The sequence below is a fragment of the Clostridium sp. MCC328 genome, from assembly GCF_018785465.1.
GTDB lineage: Bacteria > Bacillota > Clostridia > Lachnospirales > Lachnospiraceae > Pilosibacter > Pilosibacter fragilis.
The window spans coordinates 1-24,149 of sequence record NZ_WQPW01000009.1; the positions used below are offsets into that span (position 1 = coordinate 1).

Here is a 24,149-nt window from a genome sequence, read left to right on the forward strand (position 1 = left end):
TTATCAAAAAAACAGGGATTCTTTGCGGTTTTTACAAGTTTTTAAACGTTTTATTTGAAATAGCACAATAGGTTAAATTAGTCATCTGCATTGTCATATTTGCATTGACGCTTTTAAGCTACATTATCAATAAGATCCCGATGTGGGTCACTGCACTTTTATCACTCGCTGCGCTCTACATTACCGGCTGCGTGGACGCAAACGGTGCTCTCGGTGGATTCGCAAATGTCAATACGATCCTCATGGGTGCATGCTTTATGGTAGCATCGGGATTCCGCCGCACATCGCTCGTAAAGATTATGTGTGACTGGCTTTTGAAGCTCACAAATGGTTCATTCATGAAAGTTTATTTCGGATATCTGTTGCTTGGCGTATTGTTGACAAACTTCATGGGAAGCCCGATGGTTGTTTATGCTATTATTGGACCGTTACTCTGCGCACTCTGCGACAGAACCGGAAACAGCCGTTCCAAGTACATTTTCCCGTTAATGGTTATCGTGGTTGCCTGCTGTTTCGCACTTCCTCTTCCGACCTCTATCCAGAAAGCTGGTGAGTTCAACGGTTATTTGGAGACTTACCAGTTTACCGGACTGGAATTTGCTCCGCTCGATTTCTTCTTTGCAAGATTTCCGGTTATTATTCTCTGTCTGGTATGGGCTATGACGATCGGACCGAAAATGTGTCCGAGCAAGGCGGCAGTTGAACTTGCGGCAGCAGAAGAACAGAAGGATATTTCCAGTAAATTGTCTCCGATGGTTGATAAAATTGGTATGGTGATCTTTGTAGTAACCATGATTGGTCTGATTTTCTCCACACAGCTCCACATCGCATCCTGGTGGATCGCCCTTGCAGGCAGTATCCTGATGGCGATGTTCGGAGTTGTGGATCAGAAAAAGGCTCTGGCTGAGATCCCGTGGGAAATGCTGATCCTCTATGCAGGTGCTCTTGCACTTGGAAACGGACTTGTAAATACAGGTGCCGGTGACGCGATCGGTGGCTGGCTCGCGACAGCAGTCGGTGGTACCCATAACAACTACCTCTTAGGCGCTTTATTCTTCGTCATTCCGTTCTTCATGACCCAGTTCATGCTGAACCGTTCCGTGCAGGCAGTATTTGTTCCGATCTGTCTTCTGACCTGCCAGTCATTAGGGGCAGCCCCGATGGGACTTGTTATGTGCGTGGCATCTGCATGCCAGACTGCATTTATGACACCGATGGCGACACCGGCAGTAGCAATGTGTATGGGAGAAGGCGGATATGATCTGAAAGCGCTCTTTAAGAGTGGCTGGCTGATCTGTATTCTGCTTTCAATCGTCAATGTTGTTTATACCATGACTGTATATCCTGCATTCTGATTTTACGGGGGAGATCTGGATGCGATCTCCCTCGCGGATAAATTTTTATAGGAGGAACTACCATGAAGATCACAGATGTAAAACTTGTTTTTGCGAAACATTACCTGTTCGTCCATGTTTACACGGACGAGGGCATCGTCGGACTCGGAGAGGCGGGCAACTGGGGTTATCTGATGGCGACAGCTGCGGCTATTGAGAAATTCAAGGAATATTTGATAGGAAAAGATCCGTTTAAGATCGAGGATTTTAACCAGAATTTTTACCGTTCCGTATATTTCCGCGGATCCGTAGTCATGAGTGCAATTTCCGCCATCGATATCGCACTCTGGGACATCAAGGGAAAAGCTCTCGGCGTACCGGTCTACGAGCTGCTTGGCGGTCTCACAAGAGATAAGGTCCGTGTTTATGCATCTCCGATGGTGCGGGATAAGGATCCGGAACAGTTGGCGAAGCGCTATATTGACCTGAAGAAGCAGGGATTTACAGCAGCGAAGATCTTTGTCAACGGGAATGACAAGTCCTTAAAAGAAGGCCATGACGAATATTTCTCCGGTCGTATCGAGATGGAACTTGAAAAAGTGAAGATCTGCAGAGAAGCCGTGGGATATGATTTCGATTTCATATTAGAGGCACACCGCGGAATGACACTTCCGGAAGCAGTTGCGTTCGGACGCGCAGTCGAGCCATACCGCCCGATGGTTCTGGAAGATCCGGTGACACCGGACAATTACGATACCATGGCAGAGGTTGCTTCGAAAATCGGCGTGCCGATTGCTACCGGTGAGCGATTCACAAGTCTTAGAGAATTTGAGGTCCTGATGAGCCGCCATGCTGCTCAGTATGTCCGCCCGGACGTATGCGCCATCGGTGGAATCACCACCGCAAAGAAGGTAGCAGCGATCGCGGAGGCACACGATGTTCTCGTGATCCCGCACAATCCGTTAGGTCCGGTATCCACCGCAGCCTGCCTGCAGATCTGCGCAAGCATTCCGAACCTTGGAATTCAGGAGCTCCCGGGATTCTGCCTGAATGGTCAGGAAGATGCAATGGTGAAGGAACCGTTAAAATTCAAGGACGGTTATCTGGAAATCCCATCCAAACCTGGTATCGGTGTGGAACTTTCGGAGAATGCATCGGAGCTTTATCCGCTTCATGAGCGTGGAAGCAACTCCGCAAAACGGTACTTTGACGGTTCTGTCAAAGATATGTGATTTAGCCCCCTCATTATATAATTTTTCATATACCCCTTATTTTCAGTAACTGCTTAGAATTGTAGGCGGTTGCGATCGACAGCCGCCCCTGATCTCAGAGGCGGCTGTTGTCTTATTCTAATACACAGAGACAGGGGAGCGGGGAATCAATCAGCCACAAAGGGCAATTACAGGAAGGAGATCATCTATGAAGTATAGTTATGATAATCTGGAAATGACAGTAACATATAGAAAAGATAAAGAAATAGAAATCCGGGTCGCAAATCATAACACGTTCCGTGTCGGGAATATTACGGTGACAACAGAATACGCAGGAAAAAAACGGACAGAGTTTATTGGGAGGATCGAGGCGCATGAAACATGGAAGAGTGGAGATCGTACAGAAAATATCCCTCCGTTTCATGCGGCTTCCTTTTATGAAGGAAAAGAACAGATCATAGATCCGGGACTGTATGATGAAAAATCGGGAGTTTATCGCGGAGAACCCTTTCATGCGCTTGTATGGAGAGATGAAGAAAAAAGGAAAACATGGCAGCGGTCCCGTACCTGGGTGTCTGAGGATCCGGCAGCAGAAGTAACATTAAGTTATTTTGCGGACGGACCGAGAGTGGCTTTCACCGGAAACAGCTTTACGGGACTCTGGGACAGTACTTATGAATATTTCCGTCAGATGGCGGAGGCGGACGGATACCATGCGCAGGTGGCATACAGCTACTGGGGAGGAACGGGACTTGCCCAGTATGCGGGACTGATCCCGGAGAGCATGGAACGTGCTGAGCAGTGCCAAAAGGTATTAGACGCGAATGAGGAATATGATTTTTGCTTTTTTGCGGGAAACAGCGATGAGGCTTTGTCAACCCATAGCGGAAAGCCGGGAGCAGAGGACTATTCGCTGCGGGAAAATATGGAGAAGGCAGTCAGAATCCTGAAGAAAAGGGCAGAAGAAAAACACGCGAAGATGGTTCTGTGGGCACCTCATGCTTATCAGTATGGATTTTTCCGGGATAAGACAGCGAAACCATGGAAGGCAGGAAACGTGGGAGACTGGTATGAACGGGATGGATGGAGATATCAGCTGACCCTGTCGGAGCAGGAGATGGTGGAGAGAAATATGGAGTGGTACCGACATCTCTGTGAAGAACCGGAAAATAAGGGAATCCTGCTGGCACCGGTGGTGAGGGCATATCATGAAGTCGTGAAGTGTGGAATCGGAGATCCATATCTCGCAGAAGAGAAAACAGGAGATTTTGGACACCAGAATAATCTTGGAAATTATATCGCTGCCTGCGTCTGCTTTGAAATCGTTTTCGGAGAGATGCCGAAAGCAGACTTTGTGCCTGTCTCCCACACCTGGGGAATGGGAGGCGGAACACTTACGCCGCATCAGGCGGCGATGATCCGTAAGAAGGTCCATGAGGTGATGGAAGAGGAGCGGACTCGCTAAATACGATAAACCAGCCCCCACCTTGGGAAAAATAAGGCGGGGGCTATATAATGAATATTGGAGGAAGCAAAATTATAAAGAAATCAGCAAATTTAGTCATGCAGTACATCCGCAAAGACGCGGAGCGCATTCTGATAACATATCTTATCGATCTCAGACGGGGAAAATTCTTTTTCCATAGCGGCGATCAGTCCCGGAAATCCCGAATAATCCTTCATTTCCAGACCACACTCAATTCCGTCAAAATCAGATCCGATGGCAACGGTATCGATTCCGGCAACATCGGCGATGTACCTCATATGATGGACGATCTGTTCATTTCGGCAACAGATTCAAGACCAAACGACTTTAATCTACGGGCATGCTCAACGGGGGAATTGCTGCTGGGATATCCCATACAGTTTTCATAATTCCAGATCAGACCGATCATGCGGACACCACGGTCATAGAATGTCTGAAGATTGGAAAGATTTCCGTCAGCGGCTGTACAGTCTTCCATGGTGAGCAGCGCAGAAATTTTATTCTGAGAAGGTGCTTTCCGAATATCGTAGGAGTTACGGACCGGCATAAAAAGTTCCGGCATGGAAGTAATCTCGCGATCAAAGAGATCTACGGTATCATGAAACCATTTCAGAGGAGAATCAGTGATCTGGTGGCGTTCCGCAATTCCGTTTGTCGGTGTAAACACGGCAAAGCTTTGGAGAAGAGAGTTGCCGATACAGAGCTTTTCCGGGGTAATATGTCCCTCATATTCCGATAAATGCTTGTTCTGGAATCGAAGCTCCAGCAAAGTATCACAGTGGAGATCAACGATAAGATGAGAATTCATATGACAATCCTTTCCTTATATAGAATGCGTACTGCCGCAGCAAATAGATGCAGCGGCAGTACTATAAAAAAAGAGAGGCAACGAAGTGAATAAAAGGAGGTTTAGGAGGGTTAAAAGGTATGGGTATTATCTGATTTCATTGCCGTCTATCAAAACATGATGGATCTGACCGCTTATTTCAAACGGGGATCCATTGGTGATCACAACGTCAGCGTCCTTGCCGACTTCAAGAGAACCAACCCGGTCAGCAATTCCGATATGCTCGGCTGCGCAGATCGTAATTGCGCGGAGAGCATCGTATTCGCCCATTCCGGCCTTGATTGCAAAACCTGCTAAGAGCGGAAGATAATGTAGAGGAACAACAGGAGCGTCTGTGATGATGGAAACATGGCAGCCAGCGTTGGCTAAGATACCGGCGGTTTCCCAGCATTTATTGTGCATTTCGAATTTTGACGCATGTCCAAAGGATGGACCAACGGCAAGAGGAAGATTTTCTTTTACAAGCTCATCTACAATGAGATGACCTTCAGTGACATGCTCCAGAGTGATATCAAGACCAAATTCTTTTGCAACACGGATCGCGTTGAAGATATCGTTTGCCTGGTGTGCATGAGCTTTTAATGGGATTTTATGCTCAAGGACCGGGATCAGAGCCTCACATTTTGCGTCATAGACCGGCATCTTTGTAATGTCACCATCAGCAGCATCAACTTTTGCTTTGTACTGGATTGCTTTGCGGAATGCCTCACGGATCAGTGCAACATTTGTCATACGGGTCGCAATTTTTTTATCACCATAACGTCGCTTGGGATTCTCACCGAAAGCACATTTCATGGCAATCGCTTCCTTGACGATCATATTGTCAACACGCTTTCCGTTCGGTTTGATAGCGGTAAATGTTCCGCCAAGAGCGTTGGTGCTGCCTGGACCTGTTGCAAAGCAGGTGATACCGGCTTTTGCGGCCATATTAAGGCACGGATCCATCGCGTTAATTCCGTCAATAGCCCGGAGCTGCGGAGTGACAGGGTCATTTGTTTCATTGTAATCGGCACCAGCATTTCCGGAGCCGTATCCATCGAGACCAATATGGCAGTGCGCCTCCACAAATCCCGGTCATACGTCAAGCCCGGACGCATCGATCACCTTTTCAAAGCTGCCATTGATCTGCGGTGCGATTTCTACAATTTTACCGGCATCAATAAGAATATCAGCCAAAACCGGTTCTTTTGAAACTGCGGTATGAAGGGTACCATTTTTAATACACAGCATGGCGAATCTCCTTTTCGTTTAAGATATCTCCAGTTTAATGATTTCAGAGAAGAAAGTCAAAATCCCAATAGTTTCTTTAAAAGAAACTTTTTGCAAAAATTTTACATTTGGAATAGAATTTAAAGTAGTATTGTGCTAAAATAAAGGGAAAAGGAAAGAAAACAGTCATATTTTATCAAAATCTGGATTTTAACGACACTTGCAATAACACAGAAAGAGATGAAGAGCAGGGACCGCTGGCGGTACTATTACGGGAAAGGAAGGGAAAACAATGTCGGAATTAAACCGGGAGATCGGAGGACTTATAAGAAACTACAGAAAAGCGAAGAATCTTACGCAGGACGAACTTTCGGAAAAGATCTGCAAAAGTAAATCAACGATCTCGAAATATGAAAAAGGAGAGATTGCCGTGGACATTGAAACGCTCTACGAGATCGCGGACGCGATCGGTGTCCATGTAGAGCAGCTTCTCTCACAGCGATCATTTGAACGAAAGGAAATGCAGAACGAGTTTTGTCCGGCATTCTTTCGGGGAAGAAACCGTTTTTATGGATATATATTTGATGGAAGGAGCAATCAGTTAATACGCTGTGTATTTGACCTTCTCTCAAAAGACGAAAGAAACCGTGATAAAGTTATGATGTATATGAATTTTAAGGATTACGCGCACTACCAGAAATGTGAAAATACATACTGGGGATACATGGAACATTATAACGCAGTTACTAATATCCACCTTGTAAATCAGGACTCTCCGATGGAGAAGGCAAGCGCCCAGTTACTGGCGTCATATCTTGATTCAGATACAAAATGGGGACTGTTTAATGGGTTTTCATCCAGACCTATGATGCCGATCGCAGCAAAGATGCTGTTCTCAAAAGAAAAACTGAAAGAGGATGATGCACTTTTATCCTCTTTAAAAATATCAAAAGAGGACATCCGGGTGATGAAACTTTACAATATGATGGCGATCACCTGACGGAAAAAACAATGCCGGATAGTATGAAAAATGTAACTGGCAGGTTTCCTAAAAATCATATTCTAAAAAGAATTAGGGGATTTTTTGGTGAGAAGGATATAATTTTGGAGGATCGGTCAAAAAAGTTTATTTTCATTCAAAAAATAAATATAAAAATCCACTCTGAGGAAACAAGAGGCGTTTTGACAGAGGGGATGCTGATTGGTACAATGTGTTCATAGCAAAGCATATTGCACAAAAAGATATCAGCATCCCCTCTTTTTTGTGCAAAAAACGACAAGAGGAAAGGAGAAAACGAATGACAAAGCTTTCCATGAAAACGATACGTTTCCATATGATCACAGGAGTCTGTATTGGTATGATCTGGATGATATTTTCCCACGACCGGATCGGAGTTATGTACTTTGGAAAGCTTGTAGAGATGGCAGATGCGGATGAGCTGTTCCGCTACCCGCTGCATCCGTATACACGGTCACTTTTATCAGCGATCCCGGAACCGGATCCGATCAAGGAGAAGAAAAGGGTAAAAATCCATTATGACCCGTCGATTCACAATTACAGTGATGAGAACAGACCATCTTACCACGAAGTAAGCCCGGGTCACATGATCTACTGCTCAGACAGTGAGTTTGAAGAGTATAAAAAGATCAGACAGGCTGTAACAATCCAGTAGATAAATAGGAATCATTACAGTAAAAATAATGAAATTGCGAGGAAAACGATATGTATAATTTTGATGAGATCATTGACAGACGTCATACGAATGCAATGAACACGGATGGTTTCCGTGACTATATCTTCCATGCGGATGAGACAATGAAATTTCCGTATCAGGATGAAGAGTTTATCCGTATGTGGGTGGCGGATATGGAGTTTGCCACACCGGATGTTGTCATCGACGGAATTAAAAAGAGACTGGAAAAGCGTATTTTCGGTTACACAAGAGTTTTTGAGAAGAGCTATTATGACGCATTCGCGGCATGGTGCAAGAGCAAATACGACTGGACATTCGACCGCAAAGAACTGGTAATGTCCAACGGTATTATCCCGGCTCTGTTTGAGATGGTTGAGTATATCTGCAAACCGGATGAAAAGGTTCTTTTCCTGACCCCATCCTATGCATATTTTAAATATGCGGCAGATGCCAGCCACCGCGAGTCTGTTTGCTCCGATCTGATCAACACAGATGGATACTATACCATTGACTATGAGGATCTTGAAAAGAAAGCGGCAGATGAGAAAACAACGCTCTTTATCCTCTGCAATCCTCACAACCCAAGTGGACGTGTATGGAAGGAAGAGGAGTTAAAGAAAATCGGTGAGATCATTGAAAAGAACAATATGTGGGTGATTTCTGATGAGATCCACTGCGATCTGCTCCGGCTTGATCAGAAGCATATTCCGCTGGGAAAGGTTATGCCGGACTATAAAAAGCTTGTAACATGCATGGCGCCGAGTAAGACATTCAACCTTGCAGGTCTCATGATCTCCAATGTCATGATCCGTGATGAGGGATTAAAAAACATTTGGCTTTCCAAACATTATAACTTTGATAACCCATTGAGCATTGCAGCTGCCCAGGCCGCATACGAGGGCGGAGATGCATGGCTTCAGGAGTTACGTGCTTATCTTGATGGAAACTTTGAATTTACGCAGGAATACTTAAAAGAGCATCTTCCAAAAGCAACCTTCCGTATTTCTGAGGCAACGTATCTTGCCTGGGTAGATCTCAGCAAATATTTTGAACCGGATGAAGTTCTTCCGCTGTTCTTTGCATACAAGGCAGGCGTTCTTCTCGAAGGCGGAAATATGTTTGTACAGCATTCAGATGGATTTATCCGCCTGAACCTTGCATGCCCACGCGCAACTCTTGAGGAAGGTTTAAAGAGGATCTGCGAGGCAGTCAATACGAAACATACAGAGAAGTATTATGGAGAAGAGAAGTAGTTAATACATAAATACAAAAAGCGGTTCTTCCCGCAATGGGACGAGCCGCTTTTTGTGTGATGGGTTTCTATCTGAAATTAAGGATTGTTGATGGGCTGTTTTACTGCGCTTTCCGCTGCATTTTCGCAACGAGGGCGCTGGTCCTCTGACGGTAGTCGTCGAGTTCGGTGACGATTCCCATGAAAGAGGAGATAAGATCTAAGGAGGCGCGCAGAGAACTCTGCTCACCCTGTACGACTGCGCGTTTTGTGAGGCGCATAGCCTGCTGCGGCGCTGCCAGAAGCTTCTCCATATACTGCTCCACAAATGCGTCAAGCTCTGCATCCGGGACGCAGTGGGTAACGAGACCCATATCTGCGGCCTCTTTTCCCTTTAATGTGCGGGCTGTCCAGAACAGGTCTAAAGCTTTGTCCCGGCCGACGAGACGGGGCAGGAAATATGCTCCGCCGTCACCAGGTACAATTCCGGCATTAAAATAGCTTTCCGACATGGAAGCATTCTCCCCGGCGATCCGCACATCGCACATGAGAGCCATGTCAAGACCGGCACCGACTGCGGCACCATGGATTTTGGCAACCACCGGTTTATCGATTTCTTCTAAAAGAAGCGGAATTCTTTGGATTCCCTTCCAGAGTGAATTCTTTCTTGCGAGGGCTGTGGAGGAGATATCTTCATGACTTTCGAAGAATCCGTCACCGGCTGCCATTGCCTTGACGTCACCGCCTGCGCAGAACGCTTTTCCGTTTCCGGAAAGCAGAAGCGCATATACATCATCGTTGTCACGGACATCTTCCAGTGCTTCTGTCCAGAGACGGATCATCTCCTCGCTGAAACAGTTGAGCTGCTTCGGACGATTCAGTGTGATGCGTGCAAGGTGGTTGTGTACTTCGTAGATCAAGTCTGCCATAGAATATCTCCTCCCCTATTTACTCTCTCAATATACCATATTGTGGAACTGATTTCATTATATGGAATTATATGCGTACTGTCAAGACTTTGCCGCCAGTTTTAACGTGAAATTTGCAAAAAAATATTGTCCAGAATCAAAAAATCCTGAACAATATCACGAAGCGAAAAAATATTATATTTTATACCACAATATGAAATTCTGTTACAGACGTAATGATTTAACCATCCGCACACTTGATTTACAGAGAGAGCAGCATCCACCCCGCCGCGCACATAATTATGAGAAATATGAGATTGTAAAGGGTGAATACCATCATGTACGTTCCGGACTTTGCTTCCGGAATCTCAGCGTAGGCCCGGTAGGAGATCACGCTTGCCATGGATGCGATCAGGGTCCCAAGACCGCCGACATTCACACCAAAAAGCAGAGGACGCACTGCGTCGGTAAAGCCGGAGAGTAGGATTGCCGCGGGGACATTGCTGATGCACTGGCTTAAGAGAACACCTGCCGGAAATTCATGACCGGAGATCAGCTTCGTGAGGAGTCCGGAGATCGCAGGGATCCGTTCCATATTGCCGATAAAGATAAAGAAGCAGACGAATGTCAGGAGCAGAAAGTAGTCGACCCGGATAAACAACGAGCGGTCCTTTATGAGAACAGCGGCCAAGATGATGAAAAACATGACCGGCCAGGAATAGATCCGAACGACGCAGCCCAGACAGACGAGAAAAAGCGCCAGATAGAAGATCAGAGAAGTCTTCGTGGGACAGCCGTCCTGGTGAAGGGAGGCCCGGCTGAGGGTGATGGCTTTATTTTTCATCAGGAAAACGGCAGCTACAAGCAGCAGGGCAGAGAGTATCGTTAACGGCAGCATGTATCCCACAAGCTCACCGGCCGAGAGGCCAAAGGAAGAGTAGAGATACAGGTTCTGTGGATTCCCGATGGGTGTTGCCATACTGCCGAGGTTCGCGGCGATAGTCTGCAGGACGATCACGGGGATCATGAGTTCCGGAAGTCCAGCCATATTGAGGATCAGGATGGAAAACGGGACAAATGTGATCAGGGACACGTCGTTCGTGATCAGCATGCTGGAGAAAAAGCAGAGTGCTGTCAGGGTGAAGGCAAGCTGGCGTGTGGAATGCATTCCGGCGAGCAGGGATGATCCGAGATAACGGAACAGACCGATCTCCTTCAGCCCGGCGACCACTGTCATCAGGGAGAAGAGGAGTGCCAGAGTGCGGAAGTCAATGTAAGACAGATACTCCGGTGACGGAGCGACAAAAAACATGGAGAGGAACGCCAGAACCGCTGCCGCGGAAAGGACTGGTTCTTTTTTTATGAATGACATGGATCGATTTCCTTCCTTATATAAATATTGTGCATGCGGCAGAAGACAGAAAACATGTATACAAAGTGCCGCCCTGCAATTCAAGTCGAACATCCGAGAGACTTGGCGCGTGATTCTGGTCAGCGAAGCTGACAAATCCTATCAGAGTCACTGCGTATCCTCGCGGGATAGGAACAACCGTGTTACTGTACACGGGTAGGAATTTTCTGAACTGAAAATTCCGTACAATACAGTGGTGGTAGTGGATTTTGCCGATTTGGAATGCGAAGCATCGGCAAAATCAGTTACTGTTTGCGCAAGGCGTGAACAGTAACCAACTGCAAAACTTCTGTAATTATTATAAACAGTGGCTTTACGAATGTAAAGAAGAAGAGTATACTGTACATGTTTGGTCATTGCACACAGGTAGGAATTTTCTGACCTGAAAATTCCGTACAATACAGTGGTGGCAGTGGATTTTGCCGATTTGGAATGCAAAGCATCGGCAAAATCAGTTACTGTTTGGGCTTCTTTCATGCCCGTATAGACAATGATGTCAGAATAATGGAAAGCGGCAGCTCTGGATGAAAATTCCTGGGTGCCGCTAATTTACGCGGAACAGCAGCGCATAAAAAGGACAGGATGTCTGCTGTTTCTGTTTGAGGGAGGAATATTATGGGGAACAACAAGTTTTCAATCGCCAGTGTTGGAAACCGGCGGGCATTCCGGGATGGAGCCCGGGACGGGGTGCCGATCGCGCTCGGGTATTTTGCGGTATCTTTTTCACTGGGAATCGTGGCGCGGAATGTCGGGATGACACCGATTCAGGGAATGATCACAAGCGCACTCTGCAACGCGTCCGCAGGGGAATACGCGGGCTTTACGATGATCGCCGCGGGGGCAGCGTATATTGAGATGGCGATCGTGACACTGATCGCGAATGCGAGATATTTACTGATGAGCTGTGCCATGAGCCAGAGAATGGATCCGGATATGCCGTTTTTCCACAGGCTTCTCATGGCCTTTGATATTACCGATGAGCTGTTTGGAATTACGATCGCAAGACCGGGGTACTTGAATCCATGGTACATGTACGGGGCAATCGCCCTGGCACTTCCGGGCTGGGCAGTGGGAACAGCACTTGGAGCACTGGCAGGAAACCTGATGCCGTGGCGTCTCGTGAGCGCCTTCAGTGTGGCACTTTATGGAATGTTTCTGGCAATTATTATTCCGCCGGCGCGAAAGAGCCGGATCCTTGCGGGGCTTATCGCCATCAGCTTCGCGGCGAGCTACCTTGCGGAGCATCTGCCGGGTATCTCATCGATCTCCAGCGGCACGAGAACGATCATTCTGACTGTTGTGCTCTCATCCGCAGCAGCGATTCTCTTCCCGCATCCGGCAGAGGACAGTGAGATCGAGGTTCAAGAAGAAAACCAGAAAGGAAAAAATAATTCTTCTGCAGGTGCAGCAAAACAGGGAGCTTAACTGTATATATAGTAGAAAACAGTTCTATTTGTAAGAAAAAGAAGTATTTACGAAAACTGTATCGTTAAATTAAGAGGAAATACATAAAAAACATGGAAAAGAATATTTATCTCTATATTGCGGTGATGGCGGGCGTTTCATATCTGATCCGTGTCCTGCCGCTCACATTGATCCGGAAACCGATTAAAAATCAGTTTATCCAGTCATTCTTATATTACGTCCCATATGTGACGTTAGCTGTTATGACGTTCCCGGCGATCCTCTCCGCCACAAACAGTACGGTGTCGGCGGCGCTGGCGCTGGTCATCGGAATCATCGCGGCGTGGTGCGGAAGAAGTCTCCTGTCCGTTGCGGTGATCTGCTGTGCGGTGGTATTCGTCACAGAATTTTTCTTAGTGTAGTAAAAATACATAAAACACATATATTTAGTAAAACAAAAGCAGTTTCGGCATCTGATCATCCATCAATCAGATGACCGTGCTGCTTTTTACTTTATAGAAGACCGCTTACGGCGTTCTCGCAGGGCGTGAAAAACCACGAAAAAAAGCAGTACATGGCGAAGAAAAACGGAATGCGGCGGTCTGCCAGACCAATGCTTTAACGTCGTAAAATAAATGAGATAAAATCCCATTGTCTGAAATTTCACAATACGAAATATATTCCATTTTAGCAAAAGTGCCGATTTTCTAAGCGGAAATTTGGCAATTATTTGGAAGAATCGTACTTGTATTTGTGCGGGAAAGTTGTTATAATCAGTAGCCGTGTTGAGCGAAAAAAAAGAGTAATGGCTCATAAAAGCTGATTACATGGAGGTTTACCCATGAAGAAATTATTTGCATTCTGCGCAGGACTTCTGGCGGTCTTAAACCAGACTGCAGTTACAGCGCTTGCGGCAGAACCAGAGGCTGCCGGGGCGGCAGCACAGACGCCGTTATGGCTTTGTATTCCATTTGCAGGACTCCTGCTCTGCATCGCGGTCCTTCCGCTTGTGAAAGCAGAGTGGTGGGAGGCGCACCAGCCGCACGCGGTCGTGTTCTGGTCCCTGCTTTTCCTGATCCCGTTCGCCGTGAAGTACGGTGTGCCGAAGGCGGCGGAGACGACACTGGAATGTATCATAAACGACTACCTGACATTCATCGTCCTTCTTTTCGGATTGTTCTGTGTGTCCGGTAATATTACCCTGTCAGGTGATCTCGCTGGTTCCCCGAGGATCAATGTGGGACTTCTGGCACTCGGAACCCTGTTATCCAGCTGGATCGGAACCACCGGAGCCAGTATGTTAATGATCCGTCCGATCATCAAGATGAACGCGTGGAGAAAGAGAAGACGCCACATCGTGATCTTCTTTATCTTTATGGTGTCCAATATGGGCGGCTGCCTGACTCCGATCGGAGATCCGCCTCTGCTCATGGGATTCATGCGGGGTGTCCCGTTTTTCTGGAGCTTAAAGCTTTTACCGATCCTGCTCTTTAATATGATCATCCTGCTGTTTATCTTCTATCATTTTGATATGAAGGCATACAGAAAAGATATCGCGGCAGGCTTAAAACCGGATATCAGCAAACCGGGTACTGAAGTGAAGATCCGCGGCGGCCACAACCTGATCTTTATCATTATGATCGTGATCGCCGTTATCTTAAGCGGTACCCTGCCGTCCATGCCGATGTTTCAGGATGCCGCAGGAAATGTCCTCGGGATTCATGTGTTCGGAGAAGTTACATTATCCTATCCGGCGATCATTGAGTGCGTGATCATCCTTGTATCCGCATTCCTGTCCTTTAAGACGACGAATGTTTCCATCCGCCGAGAGAACCACTTTACCTGGGGCGCGATCCACGAGGTTGCAGTTCTCTTCGTCGGTATCTTTATTACAATGCAGCCGGCTCTTATGATCTTAAAGGCGAACGGAGCGGAGCTTGGGATCACAGAACCGTTTGAGATGTTCTGGGCGACCGGTCTGTTATCCAGCTTCCTCGACAATACGCCGACCTATCTGGTATTCCTGACAACAGCAGGCGCATTAGGATTGTCACAGGGCATGGTGACGGCCCTCGGAACCGTTCCGGTCAAGATGCTGGAAGCGATCTCCTGCGGTGCCGTATTTATGGGCGCGAATACATATATCGGCAACGCGCCGAACTTTATGGTCAAATCCATTGCGGATGAGAACGGTATCCGGATGCCTTCGTTCTTCGGATATCTGATCTGGTCCTTTGGAATTCTTGTTCCGGTATTCATTGTGGATACTCTGGTATTCTTTTTATAGGAAGGGGGAGGAAATATGGCTGCAACGAAAGAAGAAATCAAAGAACTGGCAGAACATATCTACGATCTGGACGCGGAGGTCTATGTCCACCTTGGTTCCTCCCTGGGACGTGTATTCAACCGTGACAGAGAGCGCTGCGTCAATGAACTTACAGAGCTGCTCACAACAAGACCGCAGGGACATTTAGTCCGCAGCGAGCTTGGGCTGATCGCGAACATGGCCCGTACCATCGAGGATAAAGAAGAACGCGCGATGTGTATGACCGAGTACAACCGCATCCTCAATGAGGTCATGAGTCTTCCGACAAGCTTCGCCAGCGGCGATGTGATCGACCCGATCCTCGCGAAGTTAAACAGCTTCAACGTAGCGAACCGTTTCTCCAACGACGACCATCTGATTATCTGCATCAGCTGGACATACGGAAGCGGCGGAATCGATGTCGGCTTCAAGCTTGCGGATAAGCTTCATATTAACTACTACGATGCCGATATTTTCGCGGCAGTATTAAAACGCCTCGACGCGGAGAAAGATAAGACGATCCGTGACGCGGCGGGATATGCCCACGTCTCTGAGGAACTGCAGCAGAGTCCGGCGAGCGAGTTTGAGGCAGTGACCCATATGTCCCTGAAGGATCATATCAAATATTTCAGCCGTTACCACGGCCTGAACCGTCAGGATGCCGTCTTCTTCAACCAGAGCGACCTGATCTGTGATATGGCGAAAAAGGAAGACTTTATTATCATGGGCCGCTGTGCCGATGCGATCTTAACGAACAACGGTATTCCGCATATCAGTATCTATATCACTGCACCGATCGAGCAGAGGATCCAGCGCGCGATCGAGGTAAACTCCGGATTAGACCGGAAAAAAGCGCGCCATTTCCTGAAAAAACTTGACAAAAAACATGCGCATTATTACAATTTTTATACCGGAAGAAGCTGGGGAAATGCGAATAACTACGATCTATGCATCAACAGCGCAAGCTACGGAATTGACGGTACTGTCGATTTTATTCTGAGAATGATCGGTCGCGATAGGGATAAGAAAAAATCGGAATGATCCCCAAATGAAATGTGCTGCCGGCCTGTTTGCCGGACATGACAAATTATGATTTTGATGCCTGGCTGATATCAGTCAGGCATTTTTATGTAAAAAGAAAGGATCAACAGCATGCAGCTCGATATGACAAAAGGAAAACCGCTGCCGGTGATTTTGCAATTTACGATTCCATTGGTGATCGGAAATATCTTTCAGCAGCTTTATAATATGGCGGACACGATCATCGTCGGCCGCTACGTCGGTGCCGGGGCGCTGGCGGCGGTCGGCTCCACCGGAACGATCATGTTTCTGGTGACCGGCTTTGCTCAGGGAATCACTGCCGGTTTTTCGATCCTTACCGCCCAACGGTATGGGGCGGGGGATAAAAAGGGCGTGAAACGCAGCGTGGCAAACGGAATAATTTTGGCGATGATCGCAGCGGCCATCCTGACACTGGTCTGTGTGTCGATCATGAACCCGCTTTTGCACCTGATGAATACGCCATCGGATATCTTCCAGGACGCTTACACGTACATTATGGGGATCAGCATCGGACTTACGGCAAACATCTTCTACAACCTGTTTTCCGCATATCTGCGGGCGGTGGGAAACAGCCAGGTCCCGCTGTTTTTCCTGATATTTTCCGCCTGCCTGAACGTGGGGCTGGATCTGCTTTTTATCATCCGCGGCGGTATGGGCGTAGCGGGGGCCGCCTGGGCGACGAATCTGTCCCAGGCGATCTCGGCGGTGCTCTGCGCGGGATATATCTGGGTGAAGGTTCCATCCTTAAAGCCGGAGAGAGAACACTGGAAGATCCACGGAAGCGACACGAGAAACCAGCTTGCGGCCGGGATTCCCATGGCGTTTCAGTTCGCGATCACAGCGTCGGGAACCATGATCATGCAGTCCGCTATCAACCTCTTCGGTTCCGTGGCAGTTGCGGCTTACACAGCTGCGGCGAAGCTCCAGAGTCTCGTGATCCAGGGCATGATCGCCATGGGACAGACGATGGCGACCTACGGCGGACAGAACTACGGATGCGGGGATGTAAAGCGGATCAAGGCAGGGGTAAAGGCAGCGCTTCTTGCGGAGTTTGTGTATTCCGTCACAGTAGCATTACTCATGTGTGCGCTGCTCAGACCATGTCTCGGACTTTTCTTTACCGGGGACGTGGATATTTCAGCGATGATGCCGTGGGCAGAGACTTACTGCTATATGACTGCGATGTTTTTCCTGCCGCTCTGCACGATCTTTATTTTCCGCAATATCATGCAGGGCTGCGGATATGGCTTTCTGCCGATGATGGGAGGTGTATCGGAGCTCATCGCGAGACTGATTGTCTCCATGGCGGCGATGAAGCTTTTGAGCTATCCGCTCGCCTGTTTCGCCGATCCGGCGGCATGGATCGCAGCGGCGGTATTTACGGGTGTCTCGTATCTCTTTGTGATAAAAAAGATCGGGAGAGAGCTTAAGGAAAAGACAACTTAGGTTCCTGAGACTGGTGATGTGACACATGGCTATCTGTGGTTTTTACTTGCGGGAATTTCCCTCACTGGTCTTCTTGCACGGATACTCGGAAAGGAGCACTCTGACAGAAGGAGAAAGAGCTGATGGCAGAAGGAAAGAAGAAACAGAAAAAAAGCCCATGGTGGTACAAATTAGGAATCCTGGTGTTCGGCGCAGTGTTCTGCGTCTCCGCCTTTATGGCGGGCCGGGATTACCTGGCGGCAAAAAAGGAGGCGGACGCGTTCGACAGCCTGAGTAAGCTGGCGGCGGATTACGCGGAGGAAAAAGCTCCGGCAGATCTGACGGAGAGTGCCGGGGAGACAACGGATCAGGAGAAAGCGGCGGAGTGGGCAGAACTCTTAAAGGAGGCTGCCGGATACGCGGCGCTTAAGAATGAGAACCCCGATTACGTCGGCTGGATCAGGATCCCGGATACAAGGATCGATTACCCGGTGGTGGACCGGGAGTCTGATCCGGAGTATTACCTCCACAGGGCCTTTGATGGTTCCAAGTCATTTGGCGGAACCCCGTTTCTCGGCGAGGCATCCGGCGTGGACACGAAGTGTCTGATCATCTATGGGCACAACATGAAAAACGGGTCCATATTCGGAACCCTTGATTCCTACAAAAAGGCTGATTACTGGAAAGAACATCCGATCGTCCGTTTTTACGTCGACGGAGAACCGCGGACTTATGAGGTCTTTGCGGCGGTGGAGACGCAGGTGCTCTATGAAGATGAGGATGGATTCCGGTATTACCGCTACGACGGGGATATCCCGGAGGAGGAATACGATGAGCTGGTGACCTGGCTCAGAGGACATTCCGACTACGACACGGAGATCGTCCCGGAGTACGAGGACCAGATCCTGATGCTGTCCACATGCAGCTACCATACGAAAAATGGACGGTTTGTGGTGGCGGCGAGACGGGTTGCGGAGCCGTAAATATAAGCTGCTATCGCGCAGGTCCGCGATCAATGGAATGCGGGCCGTGCAGGACAGGGAGAAGAAAAATGCCTTCTGGGTGGAAACTCAGGGGCATTTTTCCGCTGATCCGGAAAAGCGCTTGACAGGGCAGGTGGTCTGGGGTATCCTCGACCTAAGACAGATCCGGATTCGGAGAAAGGAAGATGAGCTATGGCAGAGAAGATTTTGATCGTTGTGGATATGCAGAAGGATTTTGTGAACGGAAGTCTCGGCAGCAAGGACGCGGAGGCGATCGTCCCGGCTGTTGTAAAGAAGGCAAAAGAGTTTGATGGGGACCTGATCTTTACGAAGGACACACATTTCGAGAATTATATGGACACCCAGGAGGGACATTTCCTTCCGGTTCCCCACTGTATGAAAGGAACCGACGGATGGAACCTGATCCCGGAGCTTGAGAAGATTTTCGTGGAGCGCGACGCGGCGATGTATGAGAAGATCACCTTCGGATGTCCGGAGTTAGCGGAAGACCTTCTTGAGAGAAATAAGAAGACACCGATCGAGTCCATCGAGCTTGTGGGACTCTGTACGGATATCTGTGTGGTTTCAAACGCACTCCTCATCAAAGCGTTCCTCCCGGAGACCCCGGTCTTCGTGGATTCCGCATGTGCGGCAGGCGTGACGAGGGAAAGACATGAGGCGGCTTTAGAGACCATGAGAAGCTGTCAGATCGTGGTGAAGTAAGAAAATTAAAGATTTAGAGTGAAATGATGTGCAGATATGGAGATCCTTTTATGGAGGGGACCTATATCTGTACATTTTTGTATATAGGAAAATTCGAGGAATACATTGCTATGCCAGAGGACGATAACGTATCAGGAATACGCATCTGCGCGAAAATACAGCCTGCTGCGGCGCGGGAATGCGTTGAGATATAGGATAGGAATCTTGCCCGCATAAATTCTCAAATTCTGTAATAAGATGGTAAAAATATCATCGAGGGGCAACCCTATGAAGGAATATATTGAAGAACGGGCGATCCAGATCGCGAACTATATTATTGACGAGAATGCGACGGTAAGACAGACGGCGAAACGGTTTGGAATCTCAAAGAGCACGGTACACAAGGATGTGACGGATCGTCTGATCCATATCGATCCGTCCCTGGCGGCACAGGCGAGAGTGGTTCTGGATATCAACAAGGCGGAACGGCATATCCGCGGAGGGCTTGCGACGAAGGAGAAGTACGAGCATGAACACCAGCTGCAGGCGTGCAGCAGGGAGAATCTATGAATCTGGAAATAATCCGGTGAAAATTTGAGAGAAACGATCCAAATACCGGGAAAAGGTCTGAAAACAGATAAAAAAGCTGATTGAATTTTTAAAATATCTGCGATAGAATGGGGACAGGACTGTTCCTGAAGGTGAAATTCAGAGAAGCACCCGGCCGAAAAATTGGTTTGGCGGCACAAGCGGTAGTCTGAAAAGATGAACGGAGGAATAAATGATGAACAAAACAGAGGCAATGATCGAGAAGGTAAAAGCACTTGCAGATGCGTCGTCCTGCTGTGCTGAGGCAAAGGAAGCTGCAAACAACTGGCTTGCGGCTGTCAATACGAAAAAACAGGATGAGGCGGCAAAGGCGCTGATCGAGGAGATCGCAGCAGATATTATCCCGATCGACGGTCTGATTGCTTTTGCAGGATCTGAGGATGGAAAGAAGATCTTCGGCGCGGAGAAGGCAGCCGGAATCGAGGCGCATGCGAAGAAGATCAAAGCAGAAGGCGCAAGATTCTGTGACTGCCCGGCATGCACAGCGGTTGCTGCGATCCTGACAGATAAAGCAGATCTCTATGCACCGACATACAGCCTGACCTGGACGGTCACAGATGAGATGACCGCAAAACGCATCGGCAGCGCCGGTTCGAAAATCCTCTCCACACCAAATATGGTGGCGCTGATGGAGGACGCGGCGTTGGAGCTTGCAAAATCTTACCTCGAAGAGGGACAGACGACAGTCGGAGCGGAGATCCACTGCCGCCATTTAGCACCGACACCAGTTGGCATGAAAGTGACAGCTACAGCGAAGCTTCGCAGCATCGAGAGAAGAAAGCTCTGGTTCGATATCGAAGTACATGATGAAAAAGGCAAATGTGGAGAAGGTTCCCATCTGCGTATTATCGTAAATTCCAAGGCGATGAGCGAGAAGGCGGAGAAGAAAGCAGAATAAGAGCTGAAGTAAAGTTACAGGACAACAGGAATCCGACAGCAAAGGAGAGAAGATACATGGGAAAACATACAATCGATCCACAGATCAGCGCGGAACACCTTGCAGGTGCGGTCCGCTTCGCAACCGTATCAAACGCGGATCATTCACTGACAGACTATACAAAATTTGACGCATTTCATGAGTACTTAAAGGAAACCTACCCGTTGGTACATAAACATCTGACTCTGGAACATACCGATCAGGCCGGACTTCTCTATCACTGGAAGGGAACCGGAAAATCCGGCGCTGCGCCGCTTCTTCTGATGGCGCATCAGGATGTTGTCCCGGAAGGTGACCTTGAAAAGTGGACGTATCCGCCATACTCCGGAACCATTGCAGATGGAAAGATCTGGGGACGCGGCTCCAGCGACTGCAAGAGCAACCTCATCGGACAGCTGGAGGCTGTTGAGGCACTTCTCGAAAAGGGTTATGAACCGGACTATGAGCTGTATCTCTCCTATGGATATTTGGAGGAGGTAGCCGGCGGAAAGATTCCGGCGGAGACGCTCCGTGGGACAGGGATCCGCTTCGGAGCTGTTTTAGATGAAGGCGGCGGAGTCCGCCCGGGAAGCGATTACGGGATCGATGGGAAAGGACTCTGCACCATCGGACTCTGCGAAAAAGGATATGTGGATTTTGAACTTTCCTACACGGCAAAAGGCGGACATTCCAGCCGTCCGGGCGAGAAGTTCGCGACGACCATGATCGCAAAAGCACTGATCGCGATTCAGGAGAATCCAATGCCGTACCGTGTGACGGATACGATCCGCCGCCGCTTTGAAGTCCTTGCTCCGTATATGGCAAAAGAAAATCCGGAGCTTGCAGAGCTTCTCAAGAATCCGGATGAAAATCTTGAGAAGCTGGTTCCGTATTTCAGGAAAGATCCGGCTCTCGATGCAATGTTCCACACGACGGTCGTTCCGACGATGCTCTTAGGTTCCGCGCAGGCGAATATTCTTCCGGCGAAGGTCACAGCTGTCGTAAACAGCCGCATCCTCACCGGGGATACCGTTGAGAGTGTAAAGAAACATCTGGAAGACATCGTGCCGGATGAGGTGGAAGTCCGTGTCCTCAAGGGCAGCAACGCGTCCCCGACATCTCTGTATGACGGAGCAATCAAGGATCTTCTCGTCGAGATCAGCAGCAGGATCTACGGCGATGTGATCCCGTGTCCGGAGATGATGCTCGGCGGAACAGACGCAAGATTTGTCTATGACATGAGTGACCGTGTATACCGTTTCTCCACGATCTACGCGAAGGGAGACCACCATGTTCATGCCGTTGACGAGTTTACCGGAGTGGAAGAGCTGGCGGACAGCATCGACTTCTATATGGAACTGCTGACCAGATATGGGGAGACAGCGAAATAGGAAAGAGCGTGTGCCGGTAAGACACAGAATAGCTGAAAATTAAGAAAATCATGTAAATAAAAGACGTTTTCACAGCGGAGTATCGTTGGATATCCACGTGAAAACGTCTTTTTTAATTCAGATAATTCCTCATACTCTTCAGTGCGTTCTTCTCCAACCGGGATACCTGCGCCTGGCTGATCCCGACTTCCCCCGCTACTTCCGTCTGCGTCTTTCCCTCGAAAAATCTCATATCAATGATCTTCCGCTCCCTTGCCGGCAGCCGTTTCATTGCCTCACTCAGAGAAAGCTGTTCCACCCAGTTTTCTTCCCGGTTCTTCTTGTCACTGATTTGATCCATCACACAGAGCGGATCCCCGCCGTCCGTGTAAACCGGCTCATAAAGACTCACCGGACTCTGGATCGCGTCCATCGCGTAGGTGATTTCCTCCTTTGAGATCCCAACCTCATCCGCAATTTCCATGATCGTAGGTTCCCGGAGATTTCTCTTCGTGAGAAACTCCCTTGCGGAGAGGGCTTTGTAAGCCGTGTCCCTGAGGGACCGGCTCACCCGGATCGAATTATTGTCCCTCAGATACCGCCGTACCTCACCTAAGATCATCGGAACCGCATAAGTTGAAAATTTCACATTCTGTGACAGATCAAAATTGTCGATGGCCTTGATAAGTCCGATGCACCCGATCTGGAACAGATCATCGATATTCTCACTGCTGCCTGAAAACCGCTGGATCACACTCAGGACAAGTCTCAGATTTCCTTTAATATATATTTCTCTTGCGTCCGTATCTCCATTCTGGATCCGTCTGAAAAGGTCGGTTTTTTCCTCATTCGTCAGAAGCGGGAGTTTAGAAGTATTTACCCCGCAGATTTCAACCTTATATCCTGCCATGATAAGAACCTCCGCAATTTGTTTTCATAGAAAAATGATTCACGAAAACAGGGCAGTTTATACATGAAAAAAACGGGAGTTATTTCCTGAGAATCATTCCTGATTTTGACATCTTATGCGGAATTTTGACATCTTGTGCAGAAAGAATTGCGGGTGGAACAGAAAAAACGTATAATAAAATCAACTATGAACTGTGGAATGATCTGAAATTTTGCAAGTATAATCCGAAAAAAACCTGTCATAAAGGGGGAAATGAATATGAGAAAGAGAAAATGGTATGAACGCATGTCAGCAGCAGTCCTGATTGCAGTCCTTCTGGTCAATCATGGTGATATGGGAATTATGGCGAAGGCGGAGACAATAACTGCGCTGGAAGAAAATCTGGAAGAAGAGAATAAAAAAATCGAGGCCGAGACAGCCAGCGCGTCCAATGCGGACGAGAAGCGGGATACAACTGTGGATTCAAACGAGACGACCGAGTCCGACCTTGAGAAGGAGACCGCGACAGCATCAAATGGGAAAGAGACTCTGGAGACGAAGAGGAAAATGGCTAAGCGTGCGATGAATGCGGAGACAGTTACGGAAGAGACGTATTCGATCAGCCAGACAGATGGGAAGTTTAAGGTTGTTGGCGGAAGCTTGACAGAAGATGGAGAAAACTTAAATAGTCTGACAGATGCGTTCAACAAGATTTTGAGTTTCGGTACAGATACGAATATAAATATTAATTTTGATAATGTCAATATTAGGAGCGGAGCGCCGAAACTTACGCAAGGCTGCGAATTGACTTTGAAAGGCACATATACGAGTGAAGTTGAAGCATTTATTATTGGCTCAGATGACACATTTATTATACACAATGAGGCTGATATAAAAACAGTAAAGACAGGTTCGTACGTTATTGGCAGGTCTTCTGCTCCGAATTCTACAGTTATTTTTGAACAAAATGGCGGTACTGTTGAGTCTGTAGATGGCTTTTATATGTATGAAAATGATGTGATTTTTTAAACGGAGGAACAATTAATGGAAATGCCAGAGGAAACGGTGGAACAGGCAGTATTAAAATAAAAGACGGTACATGGAATGGAAAACTGGCACATATAAAAGATATAGATATACAGGGGGGACAACT

At 48.0% G+C, this 24,149-nt stretch carries 25 protein-coding genes; 18 read left to right on the plus strand and 7 right to left on the minus strand.

Translation table 11 applies throughout. The features are described from left to right. Window positions 1-89 precede the first annotated feature (89 nt). From GPK83_RS01690 to GPK83_RS01700, 3 genes are all read left to right on the plus strand, one after another. Window positions 90-1,355, plus strand: coding sequence for an SLC13 family permease (locus GPK83_RS01690; protein WP_345941757.1), 1,266 nt, complete (start codon window positions 90-92; stop codon window positions 1,353-1,355). Between the two features lie 62 nt (window positions 1,356-1,417). After that, window positions 1,418-2,566, plus strand: coding sequence for a mandelate racemase/muconate lactonizing enzyme family protein (locus GPK83_RS01695; RefSeq protein WP_117552786.1), 1,149 nt, complete (start codon window positions 1,418-1,420; stop codon window positions 2,564-2,566). Between the two features lie 187 nt (window positions 2,567-2,753). After that, the gene (locus GPK83_RS01700) at window positions 2,754-4,010 is read left to right on the plus strand and encodes a DUF4886 domain-containing protein (RefSeq protein ID WP_215703849.1); all 1,257 of its coding nucleotides are present in this window, start codon (window positions 2,754-2,756) and stop codon (window positions 4,008-4,010) included. Window positions 4,011-4,102: 92 nt separating this feature from the next. Here the strand turns inward: GPK83_RS01700 and GPK83_RS01705 are convergent, their stop codons facing one another. The 4 genes from GPK83_RS01705 to GPK83_RS17265 all read right to left on the minus strand — a co-directional run bounded on the left by GPK83_RS01705 (window position 4,103) and on the right by GPK83_RS17265 (window position 6,108). Continuing rightward, window positions 4,103-4,309 carry a membrane dipeptidase gene (locus GPK83_RS01705; protein ID WP_117552783.1) on the minus strand — a complete coding sequence of 69 codons (207 nt, stop codon included), beginning with the start codon at window positions 4,307-4,309 and terminating at the stop codon, window positions 4,103-4,105. Beyond that, window positions 4,306-4,839, minus strand: a complete 534-nt coding sequence (locus GPK83_RS01710) for a membrane dipeptidase (RefSeq protein WP_215703850.1) — start codon at window positions 4,837-4,839, stop codon at window positions 4,306-4,308. The genes GPK83_RS01705 and GPK83_RS01710 overlap by 4 nt, the downstream gene beginning before the upstream one ends. A 126-nt stretch (window positions 4,840-4,965) precedes the next feature. Continuing rightward, window positions 4,966-5,943, minus strand: coding sequence for an amidohydrolase family protein (locus GPK83_RS01715; protein WP_345941753.1), 978 nt, complete (start codon window positions 5,941-5,943; stop codon window positions 4,966-4,968). A gap of 9 nt (window positions 5,944-5,952) precedes the next feature. After that, window positions 5,953-6,108, minus strand: a complete 156-nt coding sequence (locus GPK83_RS17265; protein ID WP_345941754.1) for a hypothetical protein — start codon at window positions 6,106-6,108, stop codon at window positions 5,953-5,955. Between the two features lie 271 nt (window positions 6,109-6,379). On the opposite strand from GPK83_RS17265, the gene GPK83_RS01720 reads away from it, so the two are divergent. The 4 genes from GPK83_RS01720 (at window position 6,380) to GPK83_RS01735 (ending at window position 9,034) form a co-directional block, all read left to right on the plus strand. Further along, complete coding sequence (locus GPK83_RS01720) at window positions 6,380-7,087, plus strand: helix-turn-helix transcriptional regulator (protein ID WP_117552781.1); 708 nt, start codon at window positions 6,380-6,382, stop codon at window positions 7,085-7,087. Window positions 7,088-7,110: 23 nt separating this feature from the next. Next, a complete protein-coding gene (locus GPK83_RS01725; protein WP_147327147.1) occupies window positions 7,111-7,308 on the plus strand; it encodes a hypothetical protein in 198 nt (65 codons plus the stop codon). A gap of 77 nt (window positions 7,309-7,385) precedes the next feature. Next, complete coding sequence (locus GPK83_RS01730) at window positions 7,386-7,760, plus strand: hypothetical protein (protein WP_215703851.1); 375 nt, start codon at window positions 7,386-7,388, stop codon at window positions 7,758-7,760. A gap of 50 nt (window positions 7,761-7,810) precedes the next feature. Next, window positions 7,811-9,034, plus strand: a complete 1,224-nt coding sequence (locus GPK83_RS01735) for a PatB family C-S lyase (protein WP_215703852.1) — start codon at window positions 7,811-7,813, stop codon at window positions 9,032-9,034. A 100-nt stretch (window positions 9,035-9,134) separates the two neighbouring features. On the opposite strand, the gene GPK83_RS01740 is transcribed toward GPK83_RS01735, so the two are convergent. Further along, window positions 9,135-9,941 (minus strand): enoyl-CoA hydratase/isomerase family protein, encoded by an 807-nt coding sequence (locus tag GPK83_RS01740; protein WP_117552777.1) that lies wholly within the window; start codon window positions 9,939-9,941, stop codon window positions 9,135-9,137. A gap of 241 nt (window positions 9,942-10,182) precedes the next feature. After that, complete coding sequence (locus GPK83_RS01745; RefSeq protein ID WP_215703853.1) at window positions 10,183-11,292, minus strand: SLC13 family permease; 1,110 nt, start codon at window positions 11,290-11,292, stop codon at window positions 10,183-10,185. A 654-nt stretch (window positions 11,293-11,946) separates the two neighbouring features. Between GPK83_RS01745 and GPK83_RS01750 the strand changes: the two genes are divergently transcribed. The 10 genes from GPK83_RS01750 (at window position 11,947) to GPK83_RS01800 (ending at window position 22,128) form a co-directional block, all read left to right on the plus strand. Then, window positions 11,947-12,756, plus strand: a complete 810-nt coding sequence (locus tag GPK83_RS01750) for an AzlC family ABC transporter permease (RefSeq protein WP_117484724.1) — start codon at window positions 11,947-11,949, stop codon at window positions 12,754-12,756. 92 nt (window positions 12,757-12,848) lie between these two features. After that, the gene (locus tag GPK83_RS01755) at window positions 12,849-13,157 is read left to right on the plus strand and encodes an AzlD domain-containing protein (RefSeq protein ID WP_117484723.1); all 309 of its coding nucleotides are present in this window, start codon (window positions 12,849-12,851) and stop codon (window positions 13,155-13,157) included. 419 nt (window positions 13,158-13,576) lie between these two features. Further along, complete coding sequence (locus GPK83_RS01760; protein ID WP_215703854.1) at window positions 13,577-15,022, plus strand: sodium:proton antiporter; 1,446 nt, start codon at window positions 13,577-13,579, stop codon at window positions 15,020-15,022. Window positions 15,023-15,037: 15 nt separating this feature from the next. Next, entirely contained in the window at window positions 15,038-16,081 is a 1,044-nt protein-coding gene (locus GPK83_RS01765; protein WP_015552656.1) for a cytidylate kinase-like family protein, read from the plus strand. A gap of 123 nt (window positions 16,082-16,204) precedes the next feature. Further along, complete coding sequence (locus GPK83_RS01770; protein ID WP_345941755.1) at window positions 16,205-17,548, plus strand: MATE family efflux transporter; 1,344 nt, start codon at window positions 16,205-16,207, stop codon at window positions 17,546-17,548. A gap of 122 nt (window positions 17,549-17,670) precedes the next feature. Continuing rightward, a complete protein-coding gene (locus tag GPK83_RS01775; RefSeq protein WP_117484720.1) occupies window positions 17,671-18,510 on the plus strand; it encodes a class B sortase in 840 nt (279 codons plus the stop codon). Between the two features lie 192 nt (window positions 18,511-18,702). Continuing rightward, the gene (locus GPK83_RS01780) at window positions 18,703-19,233 is read left to right on the plus strand and encodes an isochorismatase family cysteine hydrolase (RefSeq protein WP_015552652.1); all 531 of its coding nucleotides are present in this window, start codon (window positions 18,703-18,705) and stop codon (window positions 19,231-19,233) included. Window positions 19,234-19,500: 267 nt separating this feature from the next. Beyond that, the gene (gene spoIIID, locus GPK83_RS01785; RefSeq protein ID WP_117484718.1) at window positions 19,501-19,782 is read left to right on the plus strand and encodes a sporulation transcriptional regulator SpoIIID; all 282 of its coding nucleotides are present in this window, start codon (window positions 19,501-19,503) and stop codon (window positions 19,780-19,782) included. A gap of 211 nt (window positions 19,783-19,993) precedes the next feature. Continuing rightward, window positions 19,994-20,719 (plus strand): thioesterase family protein, encoded by a 726-nt coding sequence (locus GPK83_RS17270; RefSeq protein WP_345941756.1) that lies wholly within the window; start codon window positions 19,994-19,996, stop codon window positions 20,717-20,719. Window positions 20,720-20,775: 56 nt separating this feature from the next. Further along, complete coding sequence (locus tag GPK83_RS01800) at window positions 20,776-22,128, plus strand: M20/M25/M40 family metallo-hydrolase (protein ID WP_215703856.1); 1,353 nt, start codon at window positions 20,776-20,778, stop codon at window positions 22,126-22,128. 112 nt (window positions 22,129-22,240) lie between these two features. Here the strand turns inward: GPK83_RS01800 and sigG are convergent, their stop codons facing one another. Next, complete coding sequence (gene sigG, locus GPK83_RS01805) at window positions 22,241-23,017, minus strand: RNA polymerase sporulation sigma factor SigG (RefSeq protein ID WP_215703857.1); 777 nt, start codon at window positions 23,015-23,017, stop codon at window positions 22,241-22,243. Between the two features lie 258 nt (window positions 23,018-23,275). On the opposite strand from sigG, the gene GPK83_RS01810 reads away from it, so the two are divergent. Continuing rightward, window positions 23,276-24,025, plus strand: a complete 750-nt coding sequence (locus tag GPK83_RS01810) for a hypothetical protein (RefSeq protein WP_215703858.1) — start codon at window positions 23,276-23,278, stop codon at window positions 24,023-24,025. Window positions 24,026-24,149 lie beyond the last annotated feature (124 nt).